This is a genomic window from Microbacterium sp. STF-2 (assembly GCF_034650155.1).
Taxonomy (GTDB): Bacteria; Actinomycetota; Actinomycetes; order Actinomycetales; family Microbacteriaceae; genus Microbacterium; species Microbacterium maritypicum_A.
This window is the reverse complement of the sequence record NZ_JARKMW010000001.1, coordinates 2470521-2485804: the sequence shown is the minus strand read 5'-3', so window position 1 is coordinate 2485804 and position 15284 is coordinate 2470521. Positions and strand designations below refer to the sequence as shown.

The 15284-nt window shown below is 67.9% G+C and carries 16 protein-coding genes; 7 read left to right on the top strand and 9 right to left on the bottom strand.

All coding sequences use genetic code 11. The features are described from left to right. Positions 1 to 20: 20 nt before the first annotated feature. The 3 genes from MicroSTF_RS12015 to MicroSTF_RS12005 form a co-directional block, all read right to left on the bottom strand. Positions 21 to 1517 carry an ABC transporter substrate-binding protein gene (locus MicroSTF_RS12015; RefSeq protein WP_322955870.1) on the bottom strand — a complete coding sequence of 499 codons (1497 nt, stop codon included), beginning with the start codon at positions 1515 to 1517 and terminating at the stop codon, positions 21 to 23. A gap of 28 nt (positions 1518 to 1545) precedes the next feature. Then, on the bottom strand, positions 1546 to 2241 hold the full coding sequence (locus MicroSTF_RS12010; protein WP_322955868.1) for a DUF1684 domain-containing protein: 696 nt from the start codon (positions 2239 to 2241) through the stop codon (positions 1546 to 1548). Between the two features lie 71 nt (positions 2242 to 2312). Further along, a complete protein-coding gene (locus tag MicroSTF_RS12005; RefSeq protein WP_029260792.1) occupies positions 2313 to 3224 on the bottom strand; it encodes a LysR family transcriptional regulator in 912 nt (303 codons plus the stop codon). A 106-nt stretch (positions 3225 to 3330) separates the two neighbouring features. Here MicroSTF_RS12005 and MicroSTF_RS12000 point away from each other — a divergent pair, with 106 nt between their 5' ends. Both MicroSTF_RS12000 and MicroSTF_RS11995 read left to right on the top strand, forming a co-directional pair. Next, positions 3331 to 4692 (top strand): MFS transporter, encoded by a 1362-nt coding sequence (locus MicroSTF_RS12000; protein WP_036271975.1) that lies wholly within the window; start codon positions 3331 to 3333, stop codon positions 4690 to 4692. An 18-nt stretch (positions 4693 to 4710) separates the two neighbouring features. Further along, positions 4711 to 5457, top strand: a complete 747-nt coding sequence (locus MicroSTF_RS11995; protein ID WP_029260791.1) for a 3-hydroxybutyrate dehydrogenase — start codon at positions 4711 to 4713, stop codon at positions 5455 to 5457. Positions 5458 to 5466: 9 nt separating this feature from the next. Here MicroSTF_RS11995 and MicroSTF_RS11990 read toward each other — a convergent pair whose 3' ends face one another. Then, positions 5467 to 5748 carry a DUF1905 domain-containing protein gene (locus MicroSTF_RS11990; RefSeq protein ID WP_021201433.1) on the bottom strand — a complete coding sequence of 94 codons (282 nt, stop codon included), beginning with the start codon at positions 5746 to 5748 and terminating at the stop codon, positions 5467 to 5469. Positions 5749 to 5764: 16 nt separating this feature from the next. Beyond that, entirely contained in the window at positions 5765 to 6145 is a 381-nt protein-coding gene (locus MicroSTF_RS11985; RefSeq protein ID WP_029260790.1) for a DUF1761 domain-containing protein, read from the bottom strand. Positions 6146 to 6221: 76 nt separating this feature from the next. Between MicroSTF_RS11985 and MicroSTF_RS11980 the strand changes: the two genes are divergently transcribed. Beyond that, positions 6222 to 6851 (top strand): TetR/AcrR family transcriptional regulator, encoded by a 630-nt coding sequence (locus tag MicroSTF_RS11980; protein ID WP_021201435.1) that lies wholly within the window; start codon positions 6222 to 6224, stop codon positions 6849 to 6851. 307 nt (positions 6852 to 7158) lie between these two features. Here the strand turns inward: MicroSTF_RS11980 and MicroSTF_RS11975 are convergent, their stop codons facing one another. Then, on the bottom strand, positions 7159 to 8259 hold the full coding sequence (locus tag MicroSTF_RS11975) for a hypothetical protein (RefSeq protein WP_029260789.1): 1101 nt from the start codon (positions 8257 to 8259) through the stop codon (positions 7159 to 7161). Next, positions 8256 to 9224, bottom strand: a complete 969-nt coding sequence (locus MicroSTF_RS11970) for a hypothetical protein (RefSeq protein WP_322955862.1) — start codon at positions 9222 to 9224, stop codon at positions 8256 to 8258. Before MicroSTF_RS11970 ends, MicroSTF_RS11975 begins: the two co-directional genes overlap by 4 nt. A gap of 80 nt (positions 9225 to 9304) precedes the next feature. Here MicroSTF_RS11970 and MicroSTF_RS11965 point away from each other — a divergent pair, with 80 nt between their 5' ends. From MicroSTF_RS11965 to MicroSTF_RS11955, 3 genes are all read left to right on the top strand, one after another. Continuing rightward, positions 9305 to 9982, top strand: a complete 678-nt coding sequence (locus MicroSTF_RS11965; protein WP_322955860.1) for a Pr6Pr family membrane protein — start codon at positions 9305 to 9307, stop codon at positions 9980 to 9982. Positions 9983 to 10068: 86 nt separating this feature from the next. Next, entirely contained in the window at positions 10069 to 11082 is a 1014-nt protein-coding gene (locus MicroSTF_RS11960) for a hypothetical protein (protein WP_322955858.1), read from the top strand. Further along, positions 11079 to 11687 (top strand): GNAT family N-acetyltransferase, encoded by a 609-nt coding sequence (locus MicroSTF_RS11955; protein WP_231494505.1) that lies wholly within the window; start codon positions 11079 to 11081, stop codon positions 11685 to 11687. The genes MicroSTF_RS11960 and MicroSTF_RS11955 overlap by 4 nt, the downstream gene beginning before the upstream one ends. A gap of 62 nt (positions 11688 to 11749) precedes the next feature. Here MicroSTF_RS11955 and MicroSTF_RS11950 read toward each other — a convergent pair whose 3' ends face one another. Next, positions 11750 to 14101, bottom strand: coding sequence for an arylsulfatase (locus tag MicroSTF_RS11950; RefSeq protein WP_315068792.1), 2352 nt, complete (start codon positions 14099 to 14101; stop codon positions 11750 to 11752). A 128-nt stretch (positions 14102 to 14229) separates the two neighbouring features. Between MicroSTF_RS11950 and MicroSTF_RS11945 the strand changes: the two genes are divergently transcribed. Beyond that, positions 14230 to 14586, top strand: a complete 357-nt coding sequence (locus MicroSTF_RS11945; RefSeq protein WP_231479929.1) for a hypothetical protein — start codon at positions 14230 to 14232, stop codon at positions 14584 to 14586. 24 nt (positions 14587 to 14610) lie between these two features. Here MicroSTF_RS11945 and MicroSTF_RS11940 read toward each other — a convergent pair whose 3' ends face one another. Beyond that, positions 14611 to 15144 carry an Lrp/AsnC family transcriptional regulator gene (locus MicroSTF_RS11940; protein ID WP_021201443.1) on the bottom strand — a complete coding sequence of 178 codons (534 nt, stop codon included), beginning with the start codon at positions 15142 to 15144 and terminating at the stop codon, positions 14611 to 14613. Positions 15145 to 15284 lie beyond the last annotated feature (140 nt).

Sequence of the window (15284 nt, the reverse complement as noted above, 5' to 3'; positions counted from 1 at the left end):
CGCGGCATCCCCCACGCACGTCAGGACTTGACGATGTCGTAGGCGAAGAACTGCGAGTTCAGGCCGTTGACCGGGTACCCGCTGAGATCGCTGGAGGCGACCACGATCTGCGGGTACAGGTACAACCATACGCTCGCGGCATCCGCGGCGATCTTCTCGTTGACCTGCTTCAGCAGGGCCGTCTGCTCGTCGGTCGTTGCGGCCTGCTCGGCCTGGGCGACCCACTGCTGCACGTCGGTGTCGTTGTAGCCCCAGTAGAAGTCGGGGTTGCCGTACCAGACCACGTCGCGGTCGTTCACGTGCTCCTGCAGAGTGGCCTCGAAGTCCTGCTCCTTGAACACCTTCGTGTACCACTCGTCGGCGCTGATCGTGTTGATCTCGACAGTGATGCCCACCTCGGCGAGCTGCGACTGCAGGAACTCCGCCACGGCGGGGTGCGGGTCGTAGCTCGGGGTGTCGAGCGTGAACGTGAAGCCGTCGGCGTAGCCGGCCTGCGCGAGCAGATCCTTCGACAGCTCGACGTCGTAGGGGTTCACGGAGGTGAGGTCCTCGTACCAGGGGTCGGTCGGCGGCACCATCGACCCGATCAGCGTGCCGTAGTCGCCCCAGATCGACTCGAGGAGCTTCTTCGTGTCGATCGCGGAGTAGACCGCCTTGCGCACGAGCGTGTTGTCGAAGGGGGCGACGCGGTCGTTGAAGGCGAGCAGCTCCTTCGTGGTCGAGGTGCCCTCGCTCACGACGTAGTCGTCGGAGTCGAACTGCGTGAGCGAGTCGGGGTTCTGCACACTGGTGATGACGTCGATCTCACCCGTGAGGAGTGCGTTGTTCTCCGCCGTCGCGTCGGTGAAGTACGTGTAGACGACCTCGCCGTTCTTGGCAGGCTCGCCCCAGTAGTCGTCCCAGCGCTGGAGGGTGAGGGTCGAGCCCTTCTTCCACTCGTCCAGCGTGTACGGGCCGGTGCCGTCTTCGGACGACGTGATGTCGCCGGCCTCGTCGTTCACGATCCAGACGTAGCTGAGGTTGTACAGGAACGAGATCGAGCGCTCCGACAGCGTGAACACGACCGTCTTGTCATCGGGGGTGGCGATGTCGGCGATGGTCGTGAAGCTCGACTTGCGGGCGGACACGGAGTCTTCGGCGGTGACGGCCTCGATGCTCGACTTCACGTCGGCGGAGGTGAGCGGGTCGCCCGAGTGGAAGGTCACGTCGTCGCGCAGCGTGATCGTGTAGGTCAGGCCGTCGTCGGACACCTGGGCGTCTTCGGCGAGGAGCGGTTCGACCTCGCCGTCGTCCGTGAGCCGGTACAGGCCCTCGTAGACGTTGCCGGTCAGCGCCTCGGTCACACCCTGGCCGCCGCCCTGCGTGTTGCTGAGGTTGGTGGGCTCGTACAGCGACCCGATGAGCATCGTGGCGTCTTCGCTCGCGGTGGCGTCGTTGCTCGTGCCCGACGCGCAGCCGGCCACGAGGGCGAGCGTGGCGACGGCGCCGAGCGCGCCGAGGATGCGGGTTCTTCTCATGAGTACTCCAGGGTGAGCGAGTGCGGCGTCACGCCGCGTAGATGTCGAAGCCGTCGCGGAACACGACGTTCTTCTCGCCTGCTCGGATAGGCAGGGGGAAGCGGTTGGATGCCGGCGGCAGCGGGCAGTTGTACTGGGCGCTGAATCCGCACGGCGGCACGAAGGCGCGGTTGAAGTCGAGGACGACGGAGCCCTCGTCGTCGCGCAGCTGCACGAACAGGAAGCGACCGGATCCGTAGGTCTCCGAGCCGTTCGTCTCGTCGCCGAACACGAGCAACAGCGTGCCGCCGTCGTCGAACGCGGCGAGGGTGTACTCCTGGCCGTCGAGCTCGAGGCGGATGTCGCCAGGGACGACCAGATCACGGGTGCCGCCGTTGTCGCGGATGTGCTCGAACGACACGCGTCGATCACCGGAGACCGGGGTGAAGTGTCCCTCGAGCACCCACGCCGGGTCGTAATCGTAGGTGTCGATGCGGTCGAAGGCGCGGATGGCGGGGGCGTCCGCATCCCAGACGCGCAGCCCGTGCTCCGCCTGACCCGTTTCGATGTTCGTGCGCTCGATCGGCGTCACGGTCACTGTGTCGGCCGCGGCGCGCTGTTCGGCATCGACATCGGGGCGCTCACCGGTCCAGCGGGTCTCGATCAGGGCGAGGTTGCCGGTCGGCGACGTGACGGCGGCGCGGCGCTCGGTCTGCCAGTGAATGTGTTCTTCTCGTTCAGACATCGCTCTCAATTCTCTTGCATGCAGAAGGGGGCGGGGTCGGGTTCGTCACCCGGGGTCACACAGGGCGGTGCTCAGTCGCTCGCGCCGTCGAGCATCGCCCTCGACGCGCGTGTCTGCGCGCGCAGAGCTGCGGCCAGAGCGGAGACGGCGGGCAGGCGCAGCGACTCGGGACGAGCGACCAGGTAGTAGGGGAGCTTCTCGGCGAACACCGAGGGCAGCAGTCGCACGAGGTCGTGGTGGCGGTCTGCCGCGAAACAGGGGAGGAGGCCGATGCCGGCGCCTGCTCGCGTGGCCTCGACATGCACGAAGACGTTGGTGGAGGTCAGGCCGTCCTGCATGCGCGGCACGAGTCGGCGAGGCAGGTCGAGGGCATCGACCTGCAGCATCGAATCGACGAAGTACACCAGCTGGTGCTGCTCCAACTCGGCAGCGGTGCTCGGCGTTCCGACCCGATCGAGGTAGTCGCGGGACGCGTACATTCCCAGCGTGTAGGTGCCGAGCTTCACGGCGTGCGCACGACGCGTCTGCGGCACCCCCACCACGACCTCGAGATCGAGACCGGCGCGATGCTCGGCGGCGCGCCGGGTCGCCGCGACGATCTCGACCGTGAGTCGCGGATGGTCCCTGCGCAGCGCGGCGACCGCGGGGGCCGCGATGTAGGCGCTGAATCCGTCTGTCGCCGACATGCGGACGACGCCGGAGATCGGATCCGGCGGTTCGGTGCCGCCGTCGAGCTGCGACAGCGCCGCTTCGATCCGGCCTCCCGTCTCTGCGGCGGACCGGCCGAGGTCGGTCAACTCCCACCCCGTCGCCGACTGTGCGACCACGCGTCCGCCGAGCACGTCCTCGAGGGCGGCGATACGGCGGGCGACGGTCGTGTGATCGAGTCCCAGATGCGCGGCGGCACTCGTGTAGCGTCCGGTGCGCGCGACCGCGAGGAGCACGAGAAGGTCGTCGGCGCGAGGCCGCTTGACAGCATCCATTCTGCAATTATGCACAGTCGATGTGCAGCACTGGGCGTTGTTGCAGAGACCGCCGTGCTCGACACTGGGACGCGGGTGTCACCGGCGACACCCGAAGGAGACAGACATGACATCCTCAGTGAGCGCGGCCCCCACCGCCCCCTCCGCCCCGAACTCGAAGCTGAAGCGGGTCGTCGCGGCCTCCATGGCCGGCACGGTCGTGGAGTGGTACGAGTTCTTCCTCTACGCCACCGCGGCCAGCCTGGTGTTCGGCACCTACTTCTTCCCCGCAACCGGTTCTCCCCTCGACGGGATCATCGCGGCCTTCGTCACCTACGCGATCGGATTCATCGCGCGTCCGCTCGGCGGCATCGTCTTCGGGCAGATCGGCGACCGGTTCGGCCGCAAGCCCACCCTGCAGGCGACGATCATCATCGTCGGCGCAGCGACGTTCCTGATGGGGTGCCTCCCCGGGTTCCAGAGCATCGGCTACTGGGCGCCCGCCCTGCTGGTGGCGCTGCGCTTCCTCCAGGGCTTCGCCGTGGGCGGGGAGTGGGGCGGCGCCGTGCTGCTGGTCGCCGAGCAGAGCCCCGACCGCTCGCGTTCATTCTGGTCGAGCTGGCCGCAGGCCGCCGTGCCCGTGGGCAACCTGCTCGCCACCCTCGTGCTGCTCGTGAGCTCATGGGTGATGAGCTCGGCCGCCTTCCTCGAATGGGGCTGGCGCATCGCCTTCTGGCTGTCGGCGGTGATCGTGCTGGTCGGCTTCTACATCCGTCGTCACGTCGAAGAGGCGCCGATCTTCCTCGAGGCCAAGGCGCAGGTCGAGGCGGAGAAGGCCACGTCGTACGGTGTCGTCGAGGTGCTGCGCCGCTATCCGAAGGGCATCCTGCAGGCGATGGGCATCCGCTTCGCCGAGAACATCGTCTACTACATCGTCGTCAGCTTCACGATCGTCTACCTGAAGACGGTGCACGAATACGACACGAGTCAGTTGCTGCTCGCGTTGCTCATCGCGCACGTCGTGCACTTCGCGATCATCCCGCAGCTGGGGCGTCTCGCCGACCGGTGGGGGCGTAAGCCCGTCTACCTCACCGGCGCGATCCTCAGCGCGACCTGGGCGTTCTTCGCCTTCCCGATGTTCGACACCCTCAACCCGGTCCTCATCGTGCTGGCCGTGACCATCGGGCTCTGCTTCCACGCCTTCATGTACGCCCCGCAGCCGGCGGTGATGGCGGAACTGTTCCCCACGCGGATGCGGTACTCGGGCGTCTCCCTCGGCTCCCAGGTCACCGCGATCCTCGCCGGCTCGCTCGCCCCAATCCTCGCGATCCAGTGGCTGCGCGACTTCGGATCCTGGTTGCCGATCGCGATCTACATCGTCATCGCCTGCGTCGTGACCGCCATCGCCGTGGTGTCGTTGCGCGAGACGAAGGGCATCTCGCTGCAGGCCATCGATGACGCCGATGCCGCCCGTGCGGCCGCGGCCTGACATGCGAAGGAGTACGACATGACCGATCTGCACGGACGCAGGGCGCTCGTCACGGGCGGGGCGAGCGGGATCGGGGCGGCCTGCGCCCGTGAGCTCGCTTCGGCGGGCGCCCGGGTCACGGTCGCCGATGTCGACCGTGCGTCCGCGGAGGCGCTCGCGGCGGAGATCGGCGGAGAGGCGTGGCACGTTGACCTCTCCGACCTCGGGGCGCTGGCCGATGCCCGCATCGACGTCGACATCCTCGTCAACAATGCGGGAGTGCAGCACGTGAGTCCGATCGAGGACTTCGCGCCGGAGCGGTTCTCCTTCATCCTGCGGCTCATGCTCGAGGCGCCGTTCCTGCTCATCCGGGCCGCCCTCCCCGGAATGTACGACCGGGGCTTCGGACGGGTGATCAACGTGTCGAGCGTGCACGGCTTGCGCGCCTCCGCCTACAAAGCGGCGTACGTCGCAGCGAAGCACGGCTTGGAGGGGCTGTCGAAGGTGACGGCACTGGAGGGCGGGCCCCGAGGTGTGACGAGCAACTGCATCGACCCGGGCTACGTGCGCACGCCCCTCGTCGAGAAGCAGATCGCCGATCAGGCCCGCGTGCACGGGATCCCCGAGGAAGAGGTCCTCGCGACCGTGATGCTCACCGAGTCCGCCATCAAGAGGCTCGTCGAGCCGAGCGAGGTCGCCTCGCTCGCGCTGTGGCTCGCCGGTGACTCCGCGGGGATGGTCACCGGGGCCAGCTACACGATCGACGGCGGCTGGTCGGCCCGCTGAGGGCGTGCTTCAGCCGTTGAGGCGCTCGGTGAGATGCACGGTCACCTCGTCGCCGTCGCCCTTTCCGATGCGGGTGCGGATGGGGGCGGCGACCGGGAGCTTGTGGGTGCCGTCGCCGAGCGCCATGAAGGCGCCGCGGAAGGGCTCGCCGTCGATGGTGCCCGCGACCTTGACGAGTCCTCGTGTGCCGAAGATGGTCGCGGAGTCGTCCAGCTGCACGCAGGTCCAGGTGTCGCCTTCGCGAACCTTTCCGAGGGTGGCCGTGAATGTGATGTCGAGGGGGCTGCTCATGTGCCTCTCCTTTCGGTCAGACGAACGATCCGACGATCGCTCCGATGATGACGAGCTTGAGGATCCAGTCGAGCAGGTGCACGCCCGCTGCCGGCAGCGCGGTGTTCTCGTGCACGACGCCGCCCATGAGCAGGACGAGAGGGAGTGTGCACAGCGCCAGTCCGAGGAGCGACCCGTAACCGGCGCCGTGCCAGCCGGCTGCGATCATCAGCCCGGCCACGAGGCAGGAGACGATGAGGCTGCGCAGGACCACCGATGCCATCTGTGCGGCGGCGGGGAGGCCGGGTCGAGGAGTGCTCGTCCGAGAGATGAGCGCCGAGACCGGGGGCACGGCGTAGAGCAGAGCGCTCGCGATGAACGATGCCACCGTGGCGAGGACGATTGCCGGAACGATCATGTCGGCCTCCTTTAGTACTTGTTGGTACTCAAAGTATGCCCGACAGGGGAAACTGTCAAGTACTAAACTGAACGACATGACCGCGATGACTCGAACGCCTGGACGTCCGGCCGGTCGCACGGGCGAAGCGCTGCTCGATACCGCCCGTGATGTCTTCCTCGAGTTCGGATACGCGGGGGCATCGATGGACGAGGTCGCCAAGCGCGCCCGCATCTCGAAGGCGTCCCTCTATCGGGAGCATGCGTCGAAGTCGGCGCTGTATGCCGCCGTCGTCCGGCATTGGGCGCTCGCCGGCCGTGATGCCATGAGACCGGCTCTCGAAGCGGTGAGGGCGCATCCCGACCTGAGGGAGGGGCTCGTCGCACTCGGCGAGACGATGCGGGCCGGGATGCTGAGCGCGCCGGTGGTGGCGATGCGTCGACTGGTCATCGCCGAAGCGGCCGCGCATCCGGAGGTCGCGAGGGACTACCTGGCGCAGAGCTGGGACGCGAATATCCGCAATCTCGCAGACGCGATGATCGATCTCTCCGACGCGCACGGCCTGACCGTCGATGACGCCGACGCACTCGCGAGCGAGTTCACTTGGCTGGTCGTGGGCGCACCTTTGAACGCCGGCCTCTTGGGTGTGGAGACAGGTGAGCCACCGGTGGCCAGAGCCGTCGATCTGTTCTTGGCGGGCTACCTCCCTCGCGAGGACCGCGGGTAAGCGCATTCGCCCGAATGGATGCAACGGGTTGCAACCTCGCCCGGTATACCATTTGGCCATACGCCCAGCAGCGTCAGTCCCCAGCTGACCGTGGGCGGGGCGGCTCAGCCGTCATGCGGAGGGAGAGTGGATCTCTTTTCGATCCCGAGGGGGGATGGGGTGGGAGCTCGGTCCCCAGCCGGCACCCACCCCCACACTCGGCCCTCCGCCTCTCTCAGCCCGTCGGCGCAGCCCCGCTCGTTCCGTCGGCTCTGTTCCGTCGGCTCTGTTACGTCGGCCTCGATTCCGTCGGCTCCGTGGAATGGGTTCAGTACAGTCGGCTGACGATCCAGAAGCCGATGACCGCGATCACGATGACGACCGGCACCCAGGTGCCGCCGCGCTTGAGGCGTCGGCCCTGCGGCGCGACGCCGGGAGGCGGGGTGAGCAGCCCGGCCGGGGGAGCGAACGGCAATGAGGGAGTCGGCGCCGGAGCCGAGGCGAGCGATCCGGTCTCGGCCACGAGCCGCTCATCGCGCCACCGCGTCCATTGATCGAACTTCGTCAGCAGGGCTCCGACGGTGCCGAAGAGCCAGGCCCAGGTGGCGGGATCGAGGGTCGAGACCTTCCGTTGCGTGTAGAGGAACAGCCAGTCGTCGACGATCTCCACGTCGAGCTCGGCGGCGTTGTCGATGAACCTCGCCATGATGTCTGGCGTGAAGAGATAGAGGGCATCGCGTTCGTACCCCTCAGGGCAGTAGAGCGTGAAGTGCCGATCGAAGTCGCCCTCGAGGGACAGGCGCTGGCTTCGCTGGAACGATGCCGGCAGGTTCGAGCCGAAGCCGTTGTTGCCCGTGGCGTCGAGCACGATGTTCGGCAGCGGCACGTCGAGCTTCACGGCCACGTATCCCCACCGGTAGGTCGTGGAGTTCTTTCCCGACTGCACCGTGTACTGGTAGTTGCCGAACTCGACGAAGCGCGGGCGGGTGCCGCGGATCAGATCGGTGGACTGCCGTGCGCGGCCGAGATGGAAGATCATGCCGGGCAGGGGTGGGTCGGCGACCTTCGGCTCGTAGGTCATTCCGTTCGCCTGGGCGAAGCTGTGCAGTCGATATCGCCGGGCCTGCGCGTTGCGCACGCCCAACCAGATCATCACTCCCACCGCTGCGAGGAGGAGCACGATCAGCACGAGGGGGATCGCCGCGGCGGCGGGCGAGTCGCCGAAGGACGCCAGACTCAGGGTGACGCCGACGAGGAGCGGGAGCATCACGACCGCGAAGATCGCTGCCGCGACGATGCCGATGACCGTGGACGCGGTCACGCCGCCCGTCGGTCGCGAACGGAGTTCGGCGGCGAAGGCGCGCACCGCAGCGGGATCCACCGCATCGGTGAGCGGGCGCGCGTCGAAGGGCGGCTGCGGGGAGGTCACCGGTTCACCGCATCGGCGTCCCACGTGAGGGCGGCCCCCTCGGGAAGAGGGAGCGCCTCCAGCTGCTCGTCCGCGCAGAGCGCCTCGATCAGGGCAGACGAGCCGGCCACGATCGTCGAGTCGTAGTCGACCTCGCTCGCCATCACCCAGGCACGATCCTCGGGCCAGAGGATGCTCGGGCTCTGGGCCGATGGCGGGAATCCGTGCTCCTCGGCGGGGACATCGCGCCACGGCACGTGCAGCACCCACTCCGGGTCGGCGAATGCGCGCGGCGGAGCGGAGAACAGCACGTGGTCGCGCCCCGGCAGATCGAGCCGAGGCCCCTCCGAGATCTCCCGCGAGAGGATGCCCTCTTGCCAGGTGGGCCGACGGAAGACGTTGTTGAACGGGTCGTGCGCGCTGCGCTCGAGCATCGCCTGATGGTTCGGATCGTCGGTGAAGGTCAGGAAGGAGCGGGAGGGTGTGACACCGAAGAAGCCCAGCAGCCCCCCTCGCCCCTCCCAGAGCGCGGCGAAGCCCGCATCCGGGGTCTGAGTGTGGTCCACGAGGTGAGCGGCGATGGTCGCCAGAAGGGTCGGATCGAGCTCACCCTCCATCGGGGCGGTGAACTCGCGACCGTCCGGGGCGATCCGCGTGCGCCAGTCGCCGTCGGGCGGGGTGCGCACGATCCGCTGCCATTGCGCGAGCGGATGCAGGACCGTGCCGAACGCCGCGGCGGTCTGCGCCCAGGAGACGGGCTCGTCGACGAACTCGGCCATGAGCGCGCGCTGCTCGGGCTCTGGCATGCGCACCAGCTCGTCAGCCGTCGGGATCGTCCGGCCGGGCAGCGACCGGGCGATCGCCGGATGGAAGATGCGTGCGTACGCAGGGAAACCACGGGGCACCACCCCGTGCATGGTCTCGTAGTCTGCGTCGAGCCGCTCGCGCAGCCACGCTCCCGCCGAGGGATCGGACATCCACTCCATGCCCCCACGCTACCCGGCACATCGCGGCGCGCAGGGTCGGCGGACACCGGGCGTGCAGAGAGCGGCTCTAGGCTGACGGCGTGGAGACCGGGAGAAGGACCGTCGCGCCGCGATCCTCCGTCGCGCTGCGGCCCGCTCCCGCGTGGGAGCTCTCCCGCATTCTGATCGGCATCGCGGTCGTCGGGATCCTCGTATACGCCTATGTCCTGCGCATCGCCGTCGGAGACGTGAATCCGTTCGACTACTTCGGGTACTTCACGAATCAGACCAGTCTGATCGCGGCAAGCGTCCTGATCGGCACCGGATTCCTCGGTGTGAGCGGCCGACGGGCTCCGTCCTGGCTCACCCTGCTGCGCGGCCTCGTGACCGCGTACCTGATCGTCGTCGGCGTGATCTACAACGTGCTCGTCCCGGGCACCGGCTCGGCGCCGCCCTGGGTGAGCGTCGTCCTGCACGTCGTCTTCCCCGTGGTCGTCGTGCTCGACTGGCTGCTGGTCGGCGATCGCCCGCGCCTGCCGTGGCGCCTGCTGTGGTTGCTGTTGCCGTACCCCGTGATGTGGCTGATCGTGGTGCTCCTGCGTGGCGTGACGGACGGGTGGGTTCCGTACGGTTTCCTGCTCCCGGAGCGGGGCCCGCTGTCGCTGCTGCTCCACATCGTCGTCCTGCTCGCCGCCGTTCTGCTCGCCGGAGTCCTGGTCTGGTCCGCCAGCCGATTCCGCGGCGTGTGGAGCGCCGGTCGTCGCATCGACCGCACCTGATCCGACCCGGTGCTGTGCTGTCCCGGGCCGGGCACTACGGTAGGAACCGCGTCACGCGAGCCGATGGTGGTTGGGGGAGAGTCCGAATGCTGAATCAGGCCGAAGCGGTGTCCGGCGAGAGGGTCTTCCGCAGGCACCCGCTCCGCTCGGCCGTCGGGGCGATCATGCTCTCGGTGGTGCTCTCTGCGGCGACGCTCTTCCTTCTCCCGAGGTTCCTGCCCGCCACCATGAAGATCTCGACCCGCGGCGTCGTGGTTCTCGTGGTCGCGATCGCGCTGACCATCGCCGTGTTCGCCGGCTTCTTCTGGTTCCGCAACATCCGGATCGTGGTGCGCCCCCATGAGGTCGAGATCGGCAAGGCGGGCAGTCGTGAGACGTTCGCGCGGGCGACGACCGCCTTCCGCGCGAAGATCACCGAGCACCGCACGAACGGACTCCCCAGCGGCACCACGCGTGCGTTGATCGTTCACAGCGGCGACCGGGAGATCACGATCGAGCTCCCCGGCTATTCGAGGCCGATGTTCAACGAGCTGATGGCGACGCTCAATCCGATCGCGCAGCCGGTGTTCGACGATCCCGTCGCCGCCGCGCGCGCCGGGGCCCAGCTGCCGACGCAGTTCGCGATCGACGGCGGGGGCGAGCGGCGCCTGGCGACGCGGATCACCATCGCCGCTGTCGTGTTCCTCGTCGTCGCGATCGCTGTCGGGCTGCTCGTGGCGGTGCCCGGTTTCGTCGAGAGCGAGCTCTCGGCCCTCATCCTGCTCGCCCCGTTCGCGGCACTCGCCGCCATCGGGTTCGGGATCGGGGCGGTGCAGCGACGACGCCTGGTGCGGTCGATTCCCGCCCACGTCTCCGTCGATGGTCAGGGCATCCGCATCGACGGCGTCGACACCCCCTACTCGCAGCTCACCCGCATCTGGCTGACTCCGCCCGCGTACCCGGTCAAGCGCCTCCGCCTCGAGCGTGCCGGCGGCAAGGCCACGACGCACCTGCTCGCTTCCTCGCGCGTGGGCATCACGCCCGACTACGGCGATCTCCTCCTGGCGGTACGTGCCAGGACGGCGCATCTGCCCGGCCTGCTCTCCCTGGATCTCGAGTGACGGCGCCGGAGCAGGGGCCGGTGCCGGTGCCGGCGAGATTCGCCCCCGAGTATCCGATCCGCACGGAGCGTCTGCTCCTGCGCCCGATCGCCCCCGCCGATGCCGTCGCGATGCACGTGTACAAGTCGGATCCGGATGCCGTGCGATACGTGCCGTATCCACCGCTGGAGCTGGCCGACGTCGAACAGCGCATCGCCACCACCTGGTCGAACACGCGGTTCACGAAGGAGGGCGACGCTGTCTCCCTCGCCGTCGAGGAGCGTGCGTCCGGAGCCCTGGTCGGCGACGTGGTGCTGTTCTGGCGCAGCGAGAACGACCGATCCGGCGAGGTCGGATACATCTTCGACCCGCGGGCCACAGGCCGGGGCTACGCGACCGAGGCGGTCGATGCGCTCCTCGCCCTCGGTTTCGACGGCCTGGGCCTGCATCGCATCGTCGCGCGGCTCGATGAGCGCAACACGTCATCCGCACGCGTCGCCGAAAGGCTCGGCTTCCGACGCGAAGCGCGGTTCGTGGAGAGCGAGTGGTTCAAGGACGAGTGGACGACCCTGCTCGTCTACGCCCTCCTCGGCGACGAATGGCGCGAACGCCGTGGGCGGAGGTAGCGGGCGGAGATGACCGGGACGGCGTGCGATCACTGATCGCACGCCGTCCCGAAGCCCTCCCGCTACTGCTTGAGCATCGCGACGGCGAGCTTGTGCGAGTCGTCGATCAGATGGGAGTGGTCGTCGTCTCCGAGATCGATGCGCACCCACTCGAGCGTGCCGGTGAAGCCGTTGCCTGCTGCCGGGTAGTCGGGGGACACGGGGGAGGCCAGGTCGCAGCCGACGTCGACGGTCTCGTCGAAGGTGAACTGGAACGGGATCGTCTTGTGCACGCGCCCCTCGCCGATCTTGGCCTCGCCGGCGTAGAGGGTGACGGTGCCGCCCTTGGCGAGCCCGCCGCCGTCATAGGCGAAGTGCGCCCGCAGCTCCTGCTCACCGGCAGGGATCGGATCGTCGGAGCGGATGATGTCGACGTCGATGCCGAGCAGGTTGTAGGCGAACGCGAGGCGGCCGTCCTTCGTGTAGAACGACCATCCGCCGTAGGCGCCGCCCTGCGCGATGAGCACGCCGTCGACTCCGGATTCGGGCACCGCGACGCGGGCGGTCACGGTCCACGACTTGTTCTTGATGTTGATGGTGGTGTTCTCGCTGAGGCGCTTCATGCCCGGGTAGAACTTCTGGGTGTCGCTCATCGAGAGCACCGGCCGACCGGCGAGGTCGGGGTTGAACCGCTCGGCAGTGCGGATGTCGAGGGGAAGCACGTTGAAGCGCGCTGCCTGGATGAGGAAGAGCTGCTGCAGGTGGGCGAGCCGCTCCGGTTCCTGGTCGGCGAGGTCGTGGGACTGGGTCCAGTCCTCGTCGACGTTGTAGAGCTCCCATCGGTCGTCATCGAGTCCGTGGTCCGATCCGAGCCACGGATCCTTGTGCTTCGCGACCGCCGTCCACCCCTTGTGATAGATCGCGCGGTTGCCGACCATCTCGAAGTACTGCGTGATGTGGCGCTCCTCGGCCTCCGCGTCCGCGAATGTGTAGTTCATCGGCGTCCCCTCGTAGGGGCGCTGCGTCACACCGTTCACGCTCGTCGGTTCGGGGATGCCCGCGGCTTCGAGCACCGTCGGGGCGACATCGATCACGTGCGAGAACTGGTTGCGGATGCCGCCCTTCTCCACGCCTCCATTCGGCCAGCTGACGATCGTGCCGTTGCGGGTGCCGCCCCAGTGGCTGGCGACCTGCTTGGTCCACTGATACGGGGTGTCCATGGCGTGGGCCCAGCCCACCGCGTAGTGGTTGTACGAGCTCGGGGTGCCGATGTCGTCGATGTGGTCGGCCACATACTGCTCGGTCTCGACATCGTTCATGTGGTTGATCGTGAAGCCCTCGTTGGTCGTGCCGTGCATCGACCCCTCGGCGCTCGCGCCGTTGTCGCCGATGATCACGTAGACGAGGGTGTCGTCGAGGATGCCGAGCTCTTCATAGGCGTCGAGCAGGCGACCGACGTGATGGTCGGCGTAGGCGAGGAAGCCGGCGTACACCTCCATCTGTCGGGCCAGGGCGGGCTTGATCAGGTCGCTCATCTCGTCCCATGCGGGGATGCCGGGGCTGCGGTCGGTGAGCACGGCGTCGGCCGGGATGACACCGAGCTCGAGCTGGCGGGCGAAGGTCTCCTTGCGGATCTCGTCCCATCCCTGATCGAACTGCCCCTTGTACTTGTCGGCCCACTCGGCGGGCACATGGTGCGGGGCGTGCGTCGCGCCCGGGGCGAAGTAGGTGAACGACGGCACATCGGGGGCCAGCATCTTCTGCTCGCGCGTCCAGCCGATCGCCTTGTCGGTCATGTCGCCCATGAAGTGATAGCCCTGCTCGGGTGTGCCCCACGGCTCGACGGGCGTGGTGTTCTCGTAGATCGCCGGATACCACTGGTTGGTCTCGCCGCCGATGAAGCCGTAGAAGTACTCGAAGCCGTTGCCCGGGGTGGGCCAGCCGTCGAACGGTCCGATCGCGCTCGCCTGCCACACCGGCACCTCGTGGCACTTGCCGAACTGGGCGGTGTTGTAGCCGTTGAGCTTGAGGGTCTCGGCCAGCGGCGCGCAGCTGTTGGGGCGCAGGGAGTTGTAGCCGGGGGCGGATGTCGCGATCTCGGTGATGCCGCCCATGCCGACGGTGTGGTGATTGCGTCCGCTGAGCAGAGCGGCACGGGTCGGCGAGCACAGGGCCGTGGTGTGGAAGCGGGTGTACTTGAGCCCTGCGGCGGCCACACGCTCGAAGTTCGGGGTGTGGATCGGACCGCCGAAGGCACTGGACGCGCCGAAGCCGACGTCGTCGATGAGCACCACGAGGACGTTCGGGGCATCTTTCGGCGGGCGCACGGGCGTGATCGGCGGGAAGGACGTGTCCGGGTCGGTCGCGTCGTAGGTGACCGTGCCCGTGTAGGCCAGATCAGGGATCGGAAGACTGGAACGCTGGGGTTCGGACATACTGACTCCTACGGCTCTCGGCGAGCAGAGCAGCCCGCTTCGCGCTCAGCCTAGGCAGGCGGGTCCAGGGTGTCACCACCCGCGACGGGTGACTTTGCGGGTGAGTTTCGGCGGGCATAATCAAGGGTGTGACTGCGACTGCAACCCTTCCCTCCCTCGACGGCCGCCGATTCCGGATGGTGTCGTCCACGACCTCTGCGGTCGACCCGGAATCTCCGAGCATCTTCGAGTACTTCGAACGTGACGGCGCCATCTGGGGCGGGTACGAGGGCGACACGGTCACCTTCGGCAAGTTCGTCGGCACCCGCACGGGTGACACGATCTGGGTGTCGTTCGTGCACGTGCTCAAGGCCGACGGTACGGTCGTCACCGGCGATGGTGAGAGCGAGCTGGAGCTGACCGACGACGGTGGCATCCGTCTCGTGGAGCACTACGAGATGCACGGACTCCCGCAGCTCAGCGTGTGCGAGGAGATCTCCGCCTGAGGCCTGCGCCTGAGTGACGGCGCCTCAGCGCGGAGGGAGGGCGTCGCGACCGGGAGAGGCGGGCGTCCACCGCGTCATCCCGAGCGGGATCTCGGTGTCGCGCTTCGGCAGGTCCGCCGGCAGCAGGTAGGGGCGGCGGATCACCTCGTCGAGCACGACGACGCTCACGACCGTGCGCACCTCGGGCAGCTGGGCGATCACGCCGGTGGAGAACTCGTGCACGCCGCTGACGTCGACGGCGCGGATGAGCAGCATGGCGTCGTGCTCGCCGGTGGTGATGGCGCACCACTCGACGTCGGGCATCTCCAGCACGCGTTCGCGGAACGACGCCCAGGCCTGCGGCATCACCGTGACGAACACGAGCGCGCCGATGGAGAGCCCCGCCTTCGCCTGATCGACGCGGGCGCTGAAGCCCGTGATGACCCCGTCGTGCACGAGCGACTCGACCCGCGTGTACGCATTCGCGCGGGAGATCCCGACCTTGTCGGCGAGTGCCGCGATCGAGACACGACCGTTATCACGCAGGACTTCGAGGATTCTGTACGCCGTCTCGTCCAAAGGGGCAGCACTTCGTCCAGAATGCTTCGGATCTTCCGCATTCTTGCTGGACATATTGTTCCTCACATCCGAGGTTCTGGACAGAGCGTGTCGAGGTGACCCGCTCTTGCTGGACACATCGTCGCATATGATGCGAATCT